Here is a 19,945-nt window from a genome sequence, read left to right as displayed (position 1 = left end):
ATGTAGCACTTAAAATACTACACGTCCTTCCCTACAAACTTCTCTTTACTTCTTCAGCTAATTTTCTCGTACTTTCATACGCAGATTCAGCTAAACTAATTGCTGAAATAACTGAAACACCGTCCGCACCCGCTTCTATAACTGCTGCTGTATTTTCAATTGTAATCCCACCAATACCAACGATTGGCACTGTAATTCCTTGTTCTCTAAAATAAGCTAATCCTTTCGTTCCTTGAACCGCTTTCGTATCTTTTTTCGTACTCGTTGTGAAAATAGGTCCAACGCCTAAATAATCTGCTCCATTTTCGATTGCAAAGCGTGCTTCTTCAATTGTATGAGCAGATACACCGATAATTTTATCTCCCATTTTTTCACGAACAGATGTAATTCCTTCATCATCTTGTCCTACATGAACACCATCTGCATCTAATTCAATGGCTAATTCTACATCATCATTTACAATGAAAGGAACACTATATTCCTTACAAAGCGTCTGCAATTCTTTTGCAAAGCGCACTCTATCTCCTCCGATTAAAGAACCTTCCCCCTTCTCGCGAAACTGAAAAAGTGTCACTCCACCATCTAATGCTTCTTTCAATACAGCTAAAGGATCCCTCGTGCAGTTATTACTTCCCATAATAAAATACACTTGTAATAACTTAGACATCTTCTTTGTTTCAATGCGCATCATGTGTTTCATCCCCCTTACTCTAACTCCTCAATCTTTCCATACTTCTCAATCTTTCCATACTTCTCAATATCACCAGCAGTAGTATTCGCTAACTGATTTAAAAATTCAATTTGGAAACTACCAGGTCCCTTTTCCACGGTCTTAGCAGCTGCCAGTTCCGAAGCTACACCATAAAACGTTAATGCTGCTACTGCTGCTTTTACATAATCTTTTTCCACTGCTACAAATGCTCCTATTACAGACGTTAGTAAACAACCTGTTCCCGTAACTTTCGTTAAAATAGGGTGACCGTTTCGAATAACAATAGTTCTCTCTCCATCTGTAACAACATCTTCTTTTCCAGTAATAACCGCAACTGTATTTAATTCGTCTGCTGCCTGCCTTGCAATACTTACAACATTGCCATTTCCAGTACCAGCGTCTACCCCTTTAATTTCCCATTTCTCATTAATAACGTTTGCTATTTCAGCCGCATTGCCGCGGATAATTGCTAAATCTATTTCGGCTGGAATATGTCTCGCAACTTCTGTTCGATACGAAGTTGCTCCTGCACCAACTGGATCAAATAGTACTGGCACATTGTTCACATTTGCTGATTTACCAGCAAGTAACATCGCTTCTACTTCCTCAGGACGAAGTGTTCCCATATTTAATACTAACGCTCCAGCAATGCTAGCCATTTCTGCTACTTCTTCTTTTGCATACGCCATTACAGGCGATGCCCCAAGTGCCAACAAACCGTTAGCAGTAAAATTTGTTACAACAACATTTGTAATATTATGAACAAGCGGATTAGATTCTCTCACCAAATCCACTACTTTACTAATTTCTTTCATATTCATCCTTTTCATCTCCTAACTATAATGATGGGAGATACACAAAAAGACACTTTGCGCGTACGCAAAGTGCCTGAACATGTGCTTTTACACTCTCCCTACGCTGGCATTATCCAACAGGTTCAAATGGTCAATGACGGACTAGTAGCCATACTCTCAGTTTGTATCCACAAACTCCCATGTGTTTCTTATTCATCTACTTCAAAGTCTACTCTTATTCTAGTAAAATAACAAGTTCTTTACTTTTCTATTTAATATAGAAGCAACTGATAAAGTGAAACTTTAATCAGTTGGGATTTTGTTCACTCCATTAAAAACAGCTCAAATATGGAGCGAAACTGAATCTCAAGAAGATGTATGCTATATTTAACTTATGGAAATTTGAAAGGATGTTTTTAATATGTCAAAAAGCGTTGTAATCGCTGAAAAACCTTCCGTTGCACGAGATATTGCTCGTGTACTGAAGTGTGATAAAAAAGGAAACGGCTATCTTGAGGGTAATAAATATATTGTAACTTGGGCTTTAGGTCATCTCGTTACATTAGCAGATCCAGAAAGTTATGATGTGAAATATAAAAAGTGGAATTTAGAAGATTTACCGATGCTACCTGAGCGATTAAAATTAACGGTTATTAAACAAACTGGTAAACAATTTAATGCTGTAAAAAGTCAGCTACTTAGAAAAGATGTAAATGAAATTATTGTAGCAACAGACGCTGGACGTGAAGGGGAATTAGTCGCACGCTGGATTATCGATAAAGTTAAGCTAAATAAACCAATCAAACGTTTATGGATTTCTTCTGTAACCGATAAAGCAATTAAAGATGGTTTTGCAAATTTAAAACCAGGTAAAGCCTATGACAATTTATACGCTTCAGCAGTTGCGCGTTCAGAAGCTGACTGGTATATCGGTCTTAATGCAACTCGCGCTTTAACAACTCGCTTTAATGCCCAGTTAAATTGCGGCCGTGTACAAACTCCTACTGTTGCTATGATCGCTAGTCGTGAGGATGAAATAAAGAACTTCAAAGCACAAACTTACTACGGCATCGAAGCTCAAACAATGGAGAAACTCAAACTTACTTGGCAAGATACAAATGGCAATAGCCGTAGTTTTAATAAAGAAAAAATTGATGGTATTGTAAAAAGTTTAGATAAACAAAATGCTACCGTTGTGGAAATTGATAAGAAACAGAAGAAGTCATTCTCTCCTGGTCTTTATGATTTAACTGAATTGCAACGTGATGCAAATAAAAAGTTCGGTTACTCTGCTAAAGAAACATTAAATATTATGCAGAAATTGTATGAACAGCATAAAGTGCTAACGTACCCTCGTACAGATTCACGCTACATTTCATCTGATATCGTTGGAACACTTCCAGAACGTCTAAAAGCATGTGGTGTTGGAGAATACCGTCCCTTCGCACATAAAGTATTACAAAAGCCTATCAAACCTAACAAATCATTTGTTGATGATAGTAAAGTAAGCGATCATCATGCGATTATTCCAACAGAAGGATACGTTAACTTCTCAGCATTCACAGATAAAGAACGCAAAATTTATGATTTAGTTGTAAAACGTTTCTTAGCTGTTTTATTCCCAGCATTCGAATACGAGCAACTAACATTACGTACCAAAGTTGGTAGTGAAACGTTCATTGCACGCGGAAAAACGATTTTACATGCTGGTTGGAAGGAAGTATACGAAAATCGATTTGAAGACGATGATGTAACTGATGACGTAAAAGAGCAGCTTCTGCCTCACATTGAAAAGGGCGATACATTAACTGTAAAGTTACTTATGCAAACATCAGGCCAAACGAAAGCACCTGCACGCTTTAATGAAGCAACTTTACTTTCAGCAATGGAGAATCCTACAAAATATATGGATACGCAAAATAAACAACTCGCTGATACATTAAAATCGACTGGTGGATTAGGTACTGTAGCAACGCGTGCTGATATTATCGACAAGCTATTCAATTCGTTCTTAATTGAAAAACGTGGCAAAGATATTCATATTACTTCAAAAGGCCGTCAGTTACTTGATTTAGTACCAGAAGAGTTAAAATCCCCTACACTAACTGGTGAATGGGAACAAAAACTTGAGGCTATCGCAAAAGGTAAGCTGAAAAAAGAAGTATTCATTTCTGAAATGAAGAACTATACGAAAGAAATTGTTTCTGAAATTAAATCGAGTGATAAAAAATATAAACATGACAACATTTCAACGAAGTCTTGTCCAGACTGCGGTAAACCAATGCTAGAAGTAAACGGCAAAAAGGGAAAAATGCTCGTATGCCAAGATCGTGAATGTGGTCATCGTAAAAATGTATCTCGTACAACAAACGCTCGCTGTCCGCAATGTAAGAAGAAACTAGAATTACGTGGTGAAGGCGCTGGCCAAATTTTCGCATGTAAATGTGGCTATCGCGAAAAACTTTCTACATTCCAAGAAAGACGTAAAAAAGAATCTGGAAACAAAGCTGATAAGCGCGACGTTCAAAAATATATGAAACAACAGAACAAAGAGGAAGAACCATTAAACAACCCATTTGCGGAAGCATTAAAAAAATTAAAATTTGATTAAACAAAAAGGTTCCTACCACTATCGGTAGGAACCTTTTATTTTAATGAATGATTTTACTTCCTTTTGCATTCTCAACAAATTTTTCACTTGATTTGTTAATTGGTGTTTTCAGTAATAACGCAGCAACAATCATAACTACTACGAAAGCACTTAACACAAGTAAATCTCGCGTTACGATATCCCAAAGCATTCCGCCAACTGTTTCACGAATTGCGCTAATTGCGTATGTGAATGGTAAGAACGGATAAATCGCTTGGAAGAACGCTGGTGTCATTTGGATTGGGAATGTTCCGCCCGATCCTGCTACTTGTAGTACAAGTAAAATGATCGCCATCGATTTCCCAACGTTTCCGAAAATAGAAACGAGTGAGTATACAATACAAACGAAGACTCCACCAATAAATAAACTAAATAACACAAACCAGAACTTATCGACTACGTACGTACCGAGTAAGAATATATCTCCCATCGATACGATAAACGCTTGTGAAAGACCTATCGTTAAGAATGTTAATAAACGTCCGAAGTAAATTTCATGGCTCTTATAATTCGCGCCCTCTTCGTGTACTTCTACCGTTAATAATGAAACCATTAATAATGCGCCTACCCATAATGCAAGCACTGTATAGAATGGTGACATCGCTGAACCGTAGTTCGGCATCGCAAATAATTTATTCTCTTTTAAATTGACTGGATTCGCAAAGTAATCACTTTGCTTTTCAACATCGTTTTTCAATAAGCGTATGATGTCTTTTATATCTTCTTCAGATTCAAAATCACGAATTTTATTTGCTAAGTCTTTAATCTTTTTCTCAGTCTCCGGCATTTCAGCTTTAATGTCTACTAATTTCTTTCTACCGTCTACTAAGCCTTTTGATGAATCTTCTAGTAATTTTTTAACATCTGGAAGCTTTTTGTCTGCATCATTTAAAATTTGAGTTGTATTTTTCGACATCTCTTTTGTACGAGCAATTGCTGTATTGAAATTAGGTACAATTTCTGAATCATACGTCGATAATACATCTGTTAATTGAGCTGATCCGCCCTTCGCAGCGTTGTTAATACTTTCAATTACATCTTTTGTAGGTTTCTGGCCATTGTTAAGAAGTGTAATTCCCTTATTCGTTGCCTCTACACCTTTTTGTAAGCTGCTTTTCGCTTTGTTTAATTTTGCGATTCCATTATTAAGGTTTTTATCACTATTTACATCCGCTAAAACCTTATTTGTACTTTCTAGAACTGGAATCATATCATCAATTAAACCGATTCCAGATTGGAATTGACCATTTAAGCTATTTAAAGCTACTTTCGTTGAATCTAAACCGTTAATACCTCTATTTTGTACATCTTCTTTTGCTTTCTGTAAATCTGCTTTTGCACCTTCAAGGCTATTTTTTGCTTTATCATAATCTGCTTTTGCATTATCATATATTTGATTCGCATCAGCTTTAGCTTGATCTACCGCGCTAACTGCCTTTTTATAATCAGCTACAAACGTTTCATTGTAATCTTTTTCAGCTCGATCGATTAAAGCATTTGTTTCATTTAATTTCTGATTAATTCCATCACGCACATCTTGTTTAACTTCCTGACCTGTGCTAATTAAATCGTTTAAACGTTTAAAACGATTATTTAAATCTTGTTGTCCATTCTTAATATCCGTTAAATGCTCTTTTCTTGTTTTAAAGAAATTTTGTCCAAACTCAGTTTGAGCCCCTTGCTCTAAACGAGCCATAACATCAATTACATAAGAAAGATTGTCAATATGCGTTTGAAGATTATTAGATATAGTCGAAATATTTTTCTTAGCTATCTCTGGATCAACGCTTCCATTTTGCAATCCATCCATAACACTTTGTGCATAAGCTGTTCCTGCACGTGATGAGCTTAGAACATTATTTACTGTTTGATTAATATTTTGTGCTATCCCTTTATACCCATCACTATTCAACTTAGAAAGATCCGGTCTCGCTGGGAATTCAGGTAATCCATTCATTCCAGACAAGTCAGGAATATTTAGTTCTACACCTGGATTCATTAAAAAGTCAGTAAATGCAGCTGCACTATCCATAACGCCTTTTGCTGCTACTAAATCATTTCTTATCGTTCCTGGAGCGTTTTTTAATGTTTGATCTTGTCTTGCAAAGAACTTATCTAAATTCGCCAACGCTTCCTGCCCATCATTTATTACACTCTCTACAACAGGTAAATCTTTCTGCGCTACTTTTACAACATCTTCTGCTCGAGTTGCATCATCTAATGCCTTATCCATGAGTGTATTCATTTCTGGGAACTGCGCTTCTAACTTAAATACAAGATCTTTTACTTTTTCGATACTTGGTAAATTTGTTTCTAAATCGATTCCAAGATCATTGAAAATTTTAAAAATCTCACCGTTTGCTGTTTTAACAAAGTTTTTACTAATTTCTTCTGTAATACCTGATGCACCTTTTGCTGTAATCTTCGGTGCAATCGCGTTTACTTTTTCATTCACATAGTAATCCAGTTCTGGTTTTTTAGGATTTTCATCCAGAACAGTTGCAATTTTTTCAGAGAAGTCTTTTGGAATCGTAATACTTGCATAATAATCCCCACGCTCAACTCCGTAAATTGCTTGTTTCTCATCTACAAATTTCCAGCCAAGATTTTTGTTTTTCTTAAGGGAGTCTACAATCTCTTTCCCGATATTAATATCTTTCCCTCTTAAATTAGAACCTGCATCTTGGTTAGAAACTGCAATGGGAACCTCTTTTGTATTTCCATACGGATCCCAAGAAGCTTTAATGTTAAACCATGCATATAACGATGGTAAAATCATTAATCCTAAAACAATAACAATTGCAGCCCAATGTTTGGCTACATTCCGTAAATCTGTCTTATAAATACGCCAAATCTGTTTCATAGAAGTTATCACCTAATTATATATTTTTCCTTCTTTAGAAAATGATACATGCATTTTGCAATTATATCACTTTCTACATCGTGTATTAACCAAAAACGTACTATTTTTTCCCATTAACTTTCACTTACTTTATTATATAACGAAGTGAGTCAAAGTATGAATACAAAATGACCAAATCGGTTTTACATTCAATAATAACAAATATATATGAAATGTCATAAAAAATACAAGTATTTTCTCTTGGAAATACTTGTATTCCTAAAAAAAATCCTCACAGCTTTTATTCTCTGTGAGGATTTCTTCTATTATATATCCAATTGAACCTCTACACCGAAATGATCTGAAATTACATTTCTGTTTGTACCATTAAAAATAACTTTTGAAGAATGAACTTTTTTACTTTGGTTACACAATATTAGATCGATTCGCAAATTATGTTTATTTTCATCCCAACCAGCAATCTCGCCTTGGACAGTCGTTCCTTCATCCTTCTCTATTGCTAATCCATATGTGTCATACAACCCTTTTTGCATCATATACTCATAACCTTCGCCTTCCAAGCGAGCATTGTTATTAAAATCCCCCATTAAGAAGGCGAGCTTATTGCTATCTACACGCCCCATCAAACGATTGATTTGACCTTTGAATGACTCTTCTTCATCATTCCACCAACCGAGATGGCAAGAGTAAAACGTTATATCTTTACCATTATAAGCAATTGTTGTACTTACAATTTTACGTGTTTTCCAATACGTTGTATCCTCGTTTTCTGAAATGAAGAACGTATCTTCTTTTATAATATTATGCTTCGTTATAATCGCTAATCCTTCTTCATACACGTCATAACCAATATGAGAGAAATCCCAAGTAATATTGTAATCTTTTACATGTAGTGCTTTTAACTCTTCTAATAGTAAAAGTCCAAAATTATCTTCTTTCTTGTTACCGCATACATTTTCAGCTTGTATGGACTGACTTACTTCTTGCAATGCGATGACATCGTACTCTTCTTCTTGAATTACTTTAGCAAGGTATTTTATCTTTTCTATTTGATTCTCTTCTTGCCAAGAATGACAGTTTAAAGTTAGCAATTTCATATTATTACGCACCTAACATATCTTGAATGTCTGACTTTAATACGTCAGCTTTCGGACCATATACTGCTTGTACACCTTTATCTTTTACAATAAGCCCTAAAGCACCATTTTGTTTCCACTGTGCTTCTGGTGCAACAACATCTAAGTCTTTTACTGTTACACGTAAGCGTGTCATACAAGCATCTACGTCAGCAATATTTTCTTTTCCACCTAATAAATCGATAACTTTTGTTGCTAATGAACCATCTTGTACATTTCCTGTTCCTTCTGATGCCTCATCTTCATTATCAATATAGTTACCTGCACGCCCTGGTGTTGGTAAGTTGAATTTTTTAATTAAGAAATTAAATAGTGTAAAGTTAAGACCGAAGAACACTAATGAAACAATAACAAAGTTGATTAAGTCTCTTGTTAAACCTGCGTTAACCATCATTGGTGTACGAGTAATTAACTCAATAAATCCGAATGCATGAACACGTAAGTTAATTAAATCAGCTAGTGCGAATGCAAGTCCTGTTGTAATAGCATATACAACATATAATACTGGAGCAATAAACATGAACATGAATTCAATTGGTTCTGTTACACCTGTTAAGAATACTGCTAATGCTGCTGATAAAAACATTGGTTTATATTTTGCACGCTTTTCTTTATCAACGTTACGGAACATCGCAAATGCAATCCCCATTAACGCTGCTGTTGAGCCGATAACTTGTCCAGCTTTGAAACGAGCTGGTACAACGTTATTTAATAAATCGTTATATGCCTTCGTATCTCCATTTGCTAATAAATTATTTAAATCTGTAATCCATGCAAGCCATAATGGATCTTGTCCTGCTACAACTTGTCCAACTTTTGAACCAGTTAGCATCGTATATGTTCCGCCTAGCTCTGTATAGTTCATCGGAATCGTTAACATATGGTGTAAACCAAATGGTAATAATAAACGCTCTAACGTTCCATATACAAACGGTGCAACAACTGGTGCACTATCTTTTGAAGCTGCAATCCAGCGACCAAATTCATTTAACCCACTTTGGATGAATGGCCATAGAAATGATAATACAATCGCAGTAACTGTAGACCAAAGAATTACAACGAATGGTACAAATCGTTTTCCATTAAAGAATGCTAATGCCTGTGGCAATTTATTATAGTTATAATATTTGTTATATAGATTAGCTCCTAAGAAACCTGTGATAATCCCCACGAAAACTCCCATGTTTAATGCTGGTGCACCAAGTACAGAAGTAAAGTAATCTTTTACAAGTAAATCTCCTGCTATTACTGAAGAAACTGTCGCTTTTGAATCCGCTAACATTTGAGCGTTTACGCCAAATATAGCTCCTGTAATTCGGTTTGTTAAGACGAATGCTAATAGCGCTGCAAATGCACCACCTGCACGATCCTTCGCCCAAGATCCCCCAATTGCTACTGCGAATAAGATGTGTAGATTTGTAATGATTGCCCAACCGATGTCTTCCATTACGCGAGCGATTGTATGAACTGCGTTAACATCCCCAGCAGACATACCAATTAACTTACCGATGGAAATCATTAAACCAGCTGCTGGCATTACGGCTACAACAACTAATAACGCTTTCCCGAACTTTTGCCAAAAATCAAAAGAAGTAATTTTCATCTGTTCTTCCTCCCCTTTATTTATAACAACATAATGATTTAAATTATAATTTCTGTTCCCTTTATGAAAACGATTCCTTATGTTACTTTATTTTTATCTTTACGCAACCGTTTTCATAAATCTATTTTAATAAAAGCGTTTTCACTTTGCAATAGAAATTTATTTTTTTTCATAAAAAAAGATGCTCAAAGAGCATCCTTTTTTATTATGAAATGCGATAAACCCTTGTTTCATAAGGTTTTAAAGCAATTGTTGTTACTTCTTCATGTTCTGCAACTTCATAGTTATTTAAAAGCAAACGTTTGCGTTCTAGTGCAAATGAACCCTCATTATACACAGCTTCCTCTTTTGAGATATTACTAATTACAATGACTTTTTCATCCTGTAACGTACGTGTATATGCATAAATTTGTGGATCGTCTTCTAAAAGTAAATCGTACGTACCATAGTTCAGTACATCGTGCTCTTTTTTCAGGGCAATCATTTTCTTATAGAAATTGAAAATAGACTTTTCTTCATTTTTTTGCTTCTCAACATTAATTTCTTTGTAATTTGGATTCATGCTAAACCAAGGTGTACTTGTTGTGAAACCAGCATTCATCTCATCATTCCACTGCATAGGTGTACGTGAATTATCGCGGCAAGAAGCCCATACAATCTCCATCATATCTTGATGTGGTACGCCCTCTGCAATTTTCTCGCGATATAAATTTTTAATTGCTACATCATCGTAATCTTCAATATTTGGTAACTGAACATTTGTCATACCAATTTCTTGTCCTTGATAAATAAACGGTGTACCGTGCATAAAGAAATACATCGCTCCTAGAGCTGTTGCACTTTCACGCCAATATTGTTTGTCATCTCCCCATGTTGAAACGATACGTGGTTTATCGTGATTCTCAATATATAAAGCGTTCCATCCTTTATTTTCTAATCCTTTTTGCCATTTCGTTAATACTTTTTTCAATCCTACAACATCAAGGTCTTTCTTCTTCTCTGCATCCCATAAACTTAAATGTTCAAACTGGAATACCATATTGAACTTACCTTGCTCTTCTCCAACCCAAAGCTCAGCATCTTCAATCTTAACGCCATTTGCTTCACCAACAGTCATAATATCGTACTTAGAGAATGTATTTTCTTTTAGCTCTTCTAATAAAGGTTGAATACCTTTCACATTCATATGTTTATCAAAAGATGGCACATATTTTAACTCTTTTGGATTTGGCATATCCTTAAGGCCTTCTTCTTTTTTTATATGACTGATCGCATCAACGCGGAAACCATCAATACCTTTATCAAGCCACCAATTAACCGTATCATATAGTACTTCGCGAACTTCTTTATTCTCCCAGTTCAAATCTGGTTGTTTACGTGAGAATAGATGTAAATAATATTGTTCTGTTTCTTCATCATATTCCCATGCCGAACCATTAAAAATACTTTCCCAGTTGTTTGGCTCCGCACCATCTTTACCATCATGCCAAATATACCAATCACGCTTCGGATTATCTTTAGATGAACGTGATTCAATAAACCATGGATGTTCATCACTCGTATGATTAATAACTAAATCAATAATAAGCTTCATATCACGCTTATGAACTTCATCTAGTAAAGCATCAAAGTCTGCCATTGTACCAAACTCATCCATAATATCTTGATAATCACTAATATCATAACCATTATCATCATTAGGCGACTTATACATTGGACAAATCCAAATTACATCTATACCTAAGTCTTTTAAATAATCCAGTTTTGCAATAATACCTTGTAAATCTCCAATACCATCACCATTTGAATCCATAAAGCTTCGTGGATAAATTTGATAAGCAACTGCTTCTTTCCACCATGTCTTATTCATAGTCCTTCTCTCCTTTTGCATCCCATCAGAATTTTATGCAAACGTTTTCGTAACACTATCATAACAAAATATGAACAGTTTGCAACTGTTTTCATTGAACTCTATGTAGATTCTTTATTCTTATGCTTTATTTATTTCTCACAAAGGTAAATCTCATTCTCCACCTCTCCTTGTCCACGCGTATTACAGACATTTTTCATATATTAATAAAAAGCTCTGATTATTTTGGAAAGGAGTAAGAAATTGAAGCAAACAAAATTAACAGGTCGTATCGTTGTTCCCACAGATCCTGACTACGACGTAGCCCGAATGAATTTAAATTTAAGTATTCCAAAACTCCCTTGTATTATTGTTTTTTGTCAAAATAACAAGGATGTATGTAACGCCTTAAAATGGGCACGTGAACGTCATATACCATTTCGGTTAAGAAGTGGACGTCATAGCTATGAAAATTTCTCTCTTTTAAATAGAGGACTTATTATTGATGTGAGTGAAATGCATCGCATTACTGTTAATACAGAGAAATTAACAGCAACAATTGAGGCTGGTGCAAATCTTGGCACTGTTTATAAAGAACTTTGGAATTACGGTGTTACAATTCCTGCTGGTACAAGTGCAAGCGTTGGAATTGTTGGATTAGCACTTGGCGGTGGTATTGGTATGCTTTCACGCTTATTTGGATTAACATGTGATCAATTAATGGAAGTGGAAATGGTACAAGCGTGTGGAAAATTTGGTGCAAAACTCATTCGTGCAAATGAACAAGAAAACTCTAACCTTTTTTGGGCATGCCGTGGTGGCGGTGGTGGAAACTTCGGAATTATCACTTCCTTAACTTTTCGAGTCCACCCCGTAAAAAATGTATCAATTTTCTCAATTACATGGGAATGGGAAGACTTTATTGCTGCATTTCAAGCGTGGCAAAACTGGGCACCTTATATAGATGAACGTCTCACTTCATCGATCGAATTATTCGCCAAGCAACGAAATAAAATCGAAGCACAAGGCGAGTTTGTCGGTTCTCCCTCTGAACTCCATTCCCTATTATCCCCTCTTCTTGAAACTGGTAGCCCCTCTCTCTTTATAGAAGAAGTTCCTTATATAAAGGCTGTTGAATTTTTTAATGGCGGTAACATCCCTGAAAATTTCAAGCGCTCTGGTTCCTATGTCTATAAACCTATTTCCCTTAAAGGCATTCAAATCATGCAATCCTTTCTTTCTCATGCACCAAATAAAGATGCTAGTATTTGGCATCAATCGCTCATAGGTGCTGTTGAAAATATTTCGCCGAATGAAACGGCTTATTTTCATCGTAAAGCAATTATTGCTCAAGAATACATTACCTCTTGGAAATGCGATGATGAAGAAAATCGAAATATACGCTGGGTTAAAGGTTTACGAGAAAGCTTAGATCCTTATACACTAGGTGACTATGTGAACTGGCCCGATATCGACATTAAAAATTGGCAAACTAGTTATTATGGCTCTAACTTTCACAGATTACGTAAAGTAAAAACCATGTATGATCCTTGTGATGTTTTTCATTTCCAACAAAGTATTCCTCCTTTTCATACGTGAAAAAAGGGGATAACATAAAAAAATCATCCAATATACCGTTACCTCGCAGTATGTTGGATGATTCAAGTTGATTTTCTATATCGTTTCAAATTCTTGCTCCTACTCATAAACTTTTACTTACAGATTAATTGTATTTCGTATTATTTTCATGCAATGAATGTAATTTAATATTTGGTACTTTATCTTGTTCAATACCTCTATTATAAGAAACAGGAACTTGAAATTCAAATTGCTTTGTCTCATGTTTTTGTAAATAGACTGGTTTCGGTACTGGATAGCTTTTTGAATTCTCGTTTGCATTATCATATAAAACAACTTTTAATGCTTGTGAATGATTACGATAATTTTTTAAAGTAACAATGCACTTCGGTTGGATATTCTCTCCATTTTTCTCCATTCTACACTGGCTATCTTCTTTTTTATATTCTATTGCTTCTACCCCTGTTTTTCCTGCGTAATACCATGTTTTATTCAATGTCTGGAGGATTGTATTTAAAATAAACGGCATCATTACAATCAAAATACTAATGCCTACTACTTTTATCTTATTCATTTTTCTAAATGCACTAGACTCCTTTTTTCCTAGCCATTTTAAAAATAATATAAATGCAAGTACATGTAGTATGAAAGAAACAATCAATATATTTGAGACTTTATAATCCATATAAACATACGTATGTATCGGAACCTTATAGACATTGAATAGTTTTTCCCCAATTAATTCATTATCATTTGGAATTTTTAATAATAACAAAACCCCTATACTGTAACAAATAGCTACTAATCGATCATACTCAATACGAATCATTCTTTCTCCCCTTCACTTTGTTTTTTATTATCGATTTTAGCTATTATTACCATACTATACAATCTTTTTATAGAGGATAACGTAAAAAAGTTCCTTATAAATATATAAAGAACCTTATTAATATACATTATGAATTAAAAAATCAATATACAATTTTCACATAGAGATTTCTTCAAAATATGTTGGATTGTGTATTGTAATTTTTTTATCTAAAATTGTAACAATGCTATCATTTTTTAATTGTTTTAATACGCTGCTAACTGTCTCTCGAGATGTTCCAGATATTTTGGATATTTCAATTGTTGTAAGTGGACATGAAATTACAATCTTTTCCCCACTCTGTTCTCCTAAATCCTGCATTAAATAATTTAACGTTTGGATAACACGATCTTGTGCATTAGGAATTGTAATATTTTGCACTCGATTTTCATTCAATTTTAATATAGATGATAATTGCTGAACAACGTACATCAATTGCGTTCTGCTCGATTTTACCATATCTTCAAAGATTACCGTTGGAATATAATATACCTCCACATCCGTCATTGCTTCTGCTGTATAGTTATATCCTCTGTCTGTAAACATACCACCATAAGGAAAAATAGAATACCGCTTTACATAGTCATCGTATAATAAGTTCCCATTTTGATTAACCCGCTCTAACTTTACAAAACCATCTAACATGAAGTAAATTCTTTCCCTTGAATCCCCTTCTAAAAATAAAAATTGACCTTTTTTATAAGTTCGCCAATAAACAAACTCTGTTAAGCCTTTCAATTTTTTTTCTGTTAAATGAGCAAATAATTCGAACTGCTTTAAGTCTTTCACTACGTTCCGTCTATTCATAAAATTCCCTCTCTCTTGCTGTATGTTGGAGCGAAAAATCAAGAAAGCGTATTCAATTTGAATTTTATCATAATTAACTTATATATTCAGATTTCATCATGAAAACTTTATGAACAATGAGTACAAAAAATATTAATAAATAAAAAGAATGAAGTTATTAACCTCATTCTTTTTTTTACTATTAAGTAGCGTACATAATAATTTAAACATACATGCATACATTCTGTTTTGAAATAATAGTACCAGCTTTTTCTTCTAGTGCTTCATATACTTTTTCTAAAGACGTAATAATTGTTTTTCTTTTTGGATTTGTATTAACAAAATTAATAGCAGCTTCAATTTTTGGAAGCATGCTTCCCGCAGCAAATTGTTGTTCTTCAATATATTCTTCTAATTGATTCACTGTGACATGCTCTAATTTTTTTTGATTCGGTTGATTATAATTTACATACACATGATCAACTGCAGTTAAAATAACGAGCGTATCGGCATCTACTAATTCTGCTAATTTCTGCGCAGCGAAATCTTTATCGATAACCGCTTCAGTTCCTTTTAACCCTTCTTCGGAATCAATTACTGGAATTCCACCCCCGCCAACAGCTATCACTATGTTTCCATCTTCCACCAAAGAATTAATCACTTTATGTTCATGAATACTTACAGGCTTCGGTGATGGAACAACACGTCTCCATCCTCTACCAGCATCTTCTTTAAACACTGCTTTTGTTTCATCCATTAATCTTCTGGCCTCTTCTTCTGTATAAAAAGGACCAATTGGTTTAGTTGGATTTTTAAATGCCTCATCTTTTTTATCCACAACAACGCGCGTTATAACCGTTGCTACATCTTTTTGTATATTCCGTTTTTTTAATGCCTTTTCAATCGCATTTTCCATCCAATATCCAATCATCCCTTGGCTCATTGCCCCACAAGTATCTAATGGCATTGCAGGTGTCTTTTCCGTTTCTGCAGCTTTTTGCTGTAATAAAATATTCCCCACTTGTGGGCCATTTCCATGCGCAATTACTATATCCACATCATTTTCCATTATTTTCACAAGTTGTTCCGCTGTTTTTTCCAACGCTTCTTGCTGCGCTCCCGCAGTAGCTTCTCCAGACTGTATCGCATTTCCCCCTAGTGCAACTACAATTTTTCTTCGTGCCATATTTCAGCCCTCCAGTTCATTTCGCTTTCACAGCGCTTTATAAAGTAATACTGCCTGTAATTAATCCATAAATCGCAAAGAATGCTAAAGCACCAATTGCTACGGATGATGCTAATTCCACTCGAGTAAATATTTGCTTCGAACTCTTTTGCTTTTGAACATTGTAAAAAATAAAAATACCTGGCGCATATAAAGTCATTGTTAATAATAAATACTCTAAACCAGCTGCATAAACTAACCACACACCATAAATACTTGCTATCAAACCAATTATTATATTTTTATTTCGATCTACTTCTTCAGATTTTAAGCTATGCTTCAGTTGATAAAATGCTGAAAAAGCATATGGAATTAAAATGGCTGAAGATGCTAAAGAGAATGCAAAGTTATACGCCTGATCAGAAACGACGAATGTTAACAAGAATATTTGAATTAAACCATTTGTTATCCATAATGAATTTACTGGAGCCTTATTTTTATTTTCTTTTGCGAACCATTTTGGAAATACTCCATCTTTAGCGGCTAAATATGGAATTTCAGAAGCGAGCAAAGTCCAACCTAACCAAGCACCTAATACAGAGATGACCAAACCTAAATTTATAAAGATAGCACCCCATTTTCCAACAACACTTTCAAATAAATAAGCCATAGCTGGATTTTTCAAACCAGCAACATCTGCTTGCTGCATAAGTCCAAGAGACAATAATGTGATTAAAATGTAAATGATGAGTGTACCAATTAAGCCAATAACCGTTGCTTTCCCTACATCACTTCTATTTTTTGCTCGACTGGATAAAACAACAGCCCCTTCTACCCCAATAAATACCCATAGAGTTACAAGCATTGTACTTTTAACTTGGCTGCCAACTGCTCCCCATGAAAAAGAACTAGTTTGCCCCCAAAATCCATCTAAGAATGTATCAATATGAAACGCGAAGATTCCTATGACAATAAATACAAATACAGGTACTAATTTTGCGATTGTAGTTACTAAATTCACAAGTGCTGCTGATTGAACTCCACGTAAAATTAACATGTGAACACACCACAATAATACGCTTGCACCAATAATGGATTCTACATTTTGACCGCCTTCAAAGATCGGGAAGAAATATCCTAATGAAGAAAATAATAATGTACCGTAAGCTACATTCCCAAGCCAAGCAGATAGCCAGTATCCCCACGCACTATTAAATCCCATAAAATTACCAAATCCTGCTTTTGCATAGCTAAAAATACCACCATCTAAATCTGGCCGTTTTACAGTTAGATTTTGAAAAGATAATCCAAGTGCAATCATCCCAATTCCTGTTATAACCCAGCCAATAATAATGGCTCCAGCACCAGCACCTTTTGCCATATCACTCGCTAAATTAAAGGCTCCACCGCCAATCATAGACCCAACTACAAGAGCCGTTAGTGTAAACAACCCTAATTTCTTATCTTCACCCATTCCACTCACCTCTCTTTAATTGCAATAACAATACAAAAGCAATAGTGAATGATAGTGTCTAAAGGAGGAGAAAGAAGAAAGGAAGACTCCCTTTCTTCTTTACTCCATGTTTCCTAAAGTAGCTGCCATAACCGCTTTAATTGTATGCATTCTATTTTCAGCTTGATCAAATACTTTTGAATGTTTACTGCGGAATACTTCGTCAGTTACCTCCATTTCTTTCAACCCATATTTCTCGTAAACTTCTTCGCCATACATCGTTTCAACATCATGAAATGCAGGTAAACAATGTAAGAAAATCACGTTTTCATTCCCTGTTTCTTTAATCATTTTCATATTTACTTGATAAGGTCTCAATAACTCGACACGTTCAGCAAATTTTTCTTCTTCCCCCATAGACACCCATACATCTGTATAAATTACATCTGCATTCGCAACAGCTTCTTCCACATTACTTGTTATCATTACCTGTTCATTATATTTTTTTGCTAAATCAATTACTTCTTGTGCAGGCCATAAAGATTCTGGTGTGCAAATACGTACATCCATTCCAACGATTGCTCCACCAACTAGTAAGCTATTAGCAACATTATTTCGTCCATCTCCAACGTAAACGAGCTTCACATTTTTCAACTTCCCTACATGTTCTCTAATTGTTAATAAATCTGCTAGTGTTTGTGTTGGATGCCACATGTCTGTTAATCCATTCCAAACTGGCACACCAGAATTTTGTGCTAAAGATTCTACAGTCTCATGATTAAATCCACGAAACTCAATTCCGTCAAACATACGCCCTAACACTTTTGCTGTATCCTCTACGGATTCTTTTTTCCCAAGCTGAATATCACCTTTCCCTAAATATTCAGGATTCGCCCCTAAATCTGTACATGCTACTGTAAATGCACAGCGCGTACGAGTGGAGGTTTTTTCAAATAAGAGCGCTACATTCTTATCTTCTAAATAATGATGCGGGATACCATTTTTCTTTTTCTCTTTTAATTCTGCTGCCAAATCTAGAAAATATAACAATTCTTCTTGTGTAAAATCTTTTTCTGCTAGAAAGCTTCTTCCTTTTAAATTTGGTCTAGTCATTAACATACTTCATCCCTACTTTCTCCGTTATTTATACTAAATATCTTTACGAACAATTGGCATACTCATGCAACGTGGACCCCCACGACCACGAGATAATTCCGAACTTAGCACTTCAATTACTTCTATACCGTGCTCCCGTAATAACGTATTGGATACATAGTTGCGATCATATGTAACAACTACACCTGGTGCGATTGCTAATGTGTTCGAGCCATCATTCCATTGTTCACGAGCAGAAGCAATTACATCTCCTCCTCCACATGGAATAAGAACTAATTCACTTAAGCCTAATACCTCTTTTAATGCTTCCATTAAAGAAGTACGATGTGTAATTTTAAGAGTTTCCTCATCTGATCCTTTTTCTAAAATATAAATATTCATATTCCCTTTTGGCCCTTGAATGGCTGGATGAATTGTAAACTTGTCATAATCAACCATTGTAAATACTGTATCTAAATGCATAAATGCTCGGCATTTTGGAATTTCTATTGCTAACACTTTCTTAATTTTATTTTGTCGGCTAAAGAGATTTTTAGCTAAACGTTCAATTGCTTTAGCTGAAGTACGAGCAGACACTCCAATCGCAATTGTTTCTTCATTTAAAATTAGCTCGTCGCCACCTTCAATTGGAAATTTATAATCACGATCTAACCAGATTGGTACATTATGTTTTGCAAATCTTGGGTGATATTTAATGATGTACTCCATGAATAATGATTCACGTCTACGCGCTGGTTCTCTCATCTTATTTATCGTTAAGCCATCGCCCACGCTAGCTGCTGGATCACGAGTAAAATATAAATTAGGCATTGGATCTAAGTAAAACGGATAATGATCTTCCATTAATTCATATAAATGTGTCTTCTTACTTGTTTCAATTTCGTTTTTCCGTACACCGCCCATAATTTTTTGAATTAATTCTTCATTTGAAAAGGAAAGTAAATATTCTTTTAAAGTTTGATGTGCAACATTTACGTCAGCCTGTCCTTCTTTTAAAATACGATCAACAAATTCTTCTCGAAGTTTTTTATCTACTAACGCCTCAGCAGCTAGTTTTTCTAAATAAAGAACTTCAACACCCCGATTGCGTAACGTTTGTGCAAAATAATCATGCTCTTTTTGAATAATTGGTAAGTATGGAATATCGTCAAATAATAATTGTTGCAAATAATCTGGCGTCAAGTTTTCCACTTCTTTACCCGGTCGTTTTAATAAAACCGTTTGTAATTCCCCAATTTCTGAAGTAACATGTATCGGATGTTTCATTTGTTGTACCTCCTTTTAAATATGTTTGATGTCTTACAAGTACATAATAAATGCTCTGCACTTTTATCTTTGTGAAAGCATCCACATTATCATTGTGAAATATTAA

The 19,945-nt window shown here is 34.9% G+C and carries 14 protein-coding genes and 1 riboswitch; of the genes, 2 read left to right on the top strand and 12 right to left on the bottom strand.

Going from position 1 to position 19,945, the window contains the following annotated elements; translation table 11 throughout:
- Positions 1-31: 31 nt before the first annotated feature.
- Together thiE and thiM are read right to left on the bottom strand one after the other, a co-directional pair.
- Positions 32-691: a thiamine phosphate synthase gene (gene thiE, locus CQ064_RS17270; RefSeq protein WP_000984524.1), complete on the bottom strand. Its 660-nt coding sequence runs from the start codon at positions 689-691 to the stop codon at positions 32-34.
- 14 nt (positions 692-705) lie between these two features.
- On the bottom strand, positions 706-1,533 hold the full coding sequence (thiM, locus tag CQ064_RS17265; RefSeq protein ID WP_001056106.1) for a hydroxyethylthiazole kinase: 828 nt from the start codon (positions 1,531-1,533) through the stop codon (positions 706-708).
- Positions 1,534-1,605: 72 nt separating this feature from the next.
- A riboswitch (TPP riboswitch) is annotated at positions 1,606-1,718 on the bottom strand.
- A 209-nt stretch (positions 1,719-1,927) separates the two neighbouring features.
- On the opposite strand from thiM, the gene topB reads away from it, so the two are divergent.
- Positions 1,928-4,117 carry a DNA topoisomerase III gene (topB, locus tag CQ064_RS17260; protein WP_000047280.1) on the top strand — a complete coding sequence of 730 codons (2,190 nt, stop codon included), beginning with the start codon at positions 1,928-1,930 and terminating at the stop codon, positions 4,115-4,117.
- Between the two features lie 40 nt (positions 4,118-4,157).
- Here the strand turns inward: topB and CQ064_RS17255 are convergent, their stop codons facing one another.
- The 4 genes from CQ064_RS17255 to CQ064_RS17240 all read right to left on the bottom strand — a co-directional run bounded on the left by CQ064_RS17255 (position 4,158) and on the right by CQ064_RS17240 (position 11,628).
- A complete protein-coding gene (locus CQ064_RS17255) occupies positions 4,158-7,019 on the bottom strand; it encodes a YhgE/Pip domain-containing protein (protein ID WP_000810079.1) in 2,862 nt (953 codons plus the stop codon).
- 305 nt (positions 7,020-7,324) lie between these two features.
- The gene (locus CQ064_RS17250) at positions 7,325-8,116 is read right to left on the bottom strand and encodes an endonuclease/exonuclease/phosphatase family protein (RefSeq protein WP_000771975.1); all 792 of its coding nucleotides are present in this window, start codon (positions 8,114-8,116) and stop codon (positions 7,325-7,327) included.
- 4 nt (positions 8,117-8,120) lie between these two features.
- Complete coding sequence (locus tag CQ064_RS17245; RefSeq protein ID WP_000705566.1) at positions 8,121-9,758, bottom strand: PTS transporter subunit IIBC; 1,638 nt, start codon at positions 9,756-9,758, stop codon at positions 8,121-8,123.
- 205 nt (positions 9,759-9,963) lie between these two features.
- Entirely contained in the window at positions 9,964-11,628 is a 1,665-nt protein-coding gene (locus CQ064_RS17240) for a glycoside hydrolase family 13 protein (RefSeq protein ID WP_001044706.1), read from the bottom strand.
- 243 nt (positions 11,629-11,871) lie between these two features.
- Here CQ064_RS17240 and CQ064_RS17235 point away from each other — a divergent pair, with 243 nt between their 5' ends.
- Positions 11,872-13,206 carry an FAD-binding oxidoreductase gene (locus CQ064_RS17235; protein ID WP_000814894.1) on the top strand — a complete coding sequence of 445 codons (1,335 nt, stop codon included), beginning with the start codon at positions 11,872-11,874 and terminating at the stop codon, positions 13,204-13,206.
- Between the two features lie 124 nt (positions 13,207-13,330).
- On the opposite strand, the gene CQ064_RS17230 is transcribed toward CQ064_RS17235, so the two are convergent.
- From CQ064_RS17230 to arcA, 6 genes are all read right to left on the bottom strand, one after another.
- Entirely contained in the window at positions 13,331-14,014 is a 684-nt protein-coding gene (locus CQ064_RS17230; RefSeq protein WP_000619195.1) for a hypothetical protein, read from the bottom strand.
- Between the two features lie 156 nt (positions 14,015-14,170).
- Positions 14,171-14,860, bottom strand: coding sequence for a Crp/Fnr family transcriptional regulator (locus CQ064_RS17225; protein ID WP_001081906.1), 690 nt, complete (start codon positions 14,858-14,860; stop codon positions 14,171-14,173).
- 202 nt (positions 14,861-15,062) lie between these two features.
- Positions 15,063-16,025: a carbamate kinase gene (gene arcC / locus CQ064_RS17220; RefSeq protein WP_000113953.1), complete on the bottom strand. Its 963-nt coding sequence runs from the start codon at positions 16,023-16,025 to the stop codon at positions 15,063-15,065.
- A 37-nt stretch (positions 16,026-16,062) separates the two neighbouring features.
- Entirely contained in the window at positions 16,063-17,478 is a 1,416-nt protein-coding gene (gene arcD, locus CQ064_RS17215) for an arginine-ornithine antiporter (RefSeq protein ID WP_000503414.1), read from the bottom strand.
- A gap of 99 nt (positions 17,479-17,577) precedes the next feature.
- Positions 17,578-18,576, bottom strand: coding sequence for an ornithine carbamoyltransferase (argF, locus tag CQ064_RS17210; RefSeq protein ID WP_000930283.1), 999 nt, complete (start codon positions 18,574-18,576; stop codon positions 17,578-17,580).
- A gap of 30 nt (positions 18,577-18,606) precedes the next feature.
- Positions 18,607-19,839 (bottom strand): arginine deiminase, encoded by a 1,233-nt coding sequence (gene arcA / locus CQ064_RS17205; RefSeq protein ID WP_000682331.1) that lies wholly within the window; start codon positions 19,837-19,839, stop codon positions 18,607-18,609.
- Between the last annotated feature and the right edge of the window lie 106 nt (positions 19,840-19,945).

This window comes from Bacillus sp. MYb78 (assembly GCF_002975115.1).
GTDB classification, from domain to species: Bacteria; Bacillota; Bacilli; order Bacillales; family Bacillaceae_G; genus Bacillus_A; species Bacillus_A cereus.
Note: the sequence above shows the minus strand (reverse complement) of the source record. Positions and strands in the feature narration are given on the sequence as shown.

Coding starts and splice junctions, on each gene's coding strand:
- thiE (WP_000984524.1), bottom strand. CDS start 691: ATGATGCGCATTGAAACAAAGAAGATGTCTAAGTTATTACAAGTGTAT.
- thiM (WP_001056106.1), bottom strand. CDS start 1,533: ATGAATATGAAAGAAATTAGTAAAGTAGTGGATTTGGTGAGAGAATCT.
- topB (WP_000047280.1), top strand. CDS start 1,928: ATGTCAAAAAGCGTTGTAATCGCTGAAAAACCTTCCGTTGCACGAGAT.
- CQ064_RS17255 (WP_000810079.1), bottom strand. CDS start 7,019: ATGAAACAGATTTGGCGTATTTATAAGACAGATTTACGGAATGTAGCC.
- CQ064_RS17250 (WP_000771975.1), bottom strand. CDS start 8,116: ATGAAATTGCTAACTTTAAACTGTCATTCTTGGCAAGAAGAGAATCAA.
- CQ064_RS17245 (WP_000705566.1), bottom strand. CDS start 9,758: ATGAAAATTACTTCTTTTGATTTTTGGCAAAAGTTCGGGAAAGCGTTA.
- CQ064_RS17240 (WP_001044706.1), bottom strand. CDS start 11,628: ATGAATAAGACATGGTGGAAAGAAGCAGTTGCTTATCAAATTTATCCA.
- CQ064_RS17230 (WP_000619195.1), bottom strand. CDS start 14,014: ATGATTCGTATTGAGTATGATCGATTAGTAGCTATTTGTTACAGTATA.
- CQ064_RS17225 (WP_001081906.1), bottom strand. CDS start 14,860: ATGAATAGACGGAACGTAGTGAAAGACTTAAAGCAGTTCGAATTATTT.
- arcC (WP_000113953.1), bottom strand. CDS start 16,025: ATGGCACGAAGAAAAATTGTAGTTGCACTAGGGGGAAATGCGATACAG.
- arcD (WP_000503414.1), bottom strand. CDS start 17,478: ATGGGTGAAGATAAGAAATTAGGGTTGTTTACACTAACGGCTCTTGTA.
- argF (WP_000930283.1), bottom strand. CDS start 18,576: ATGTTAATGACTAGACCAAATTTAAAAGGAAGAAGCTTTCTAGCAGAA.
- arcA (WP_000682331.1), bottom strand. CDS start 19,839: ATGAAACATCCGATACATGTTACTTCAGAAATTGGGGAATTACAAACG.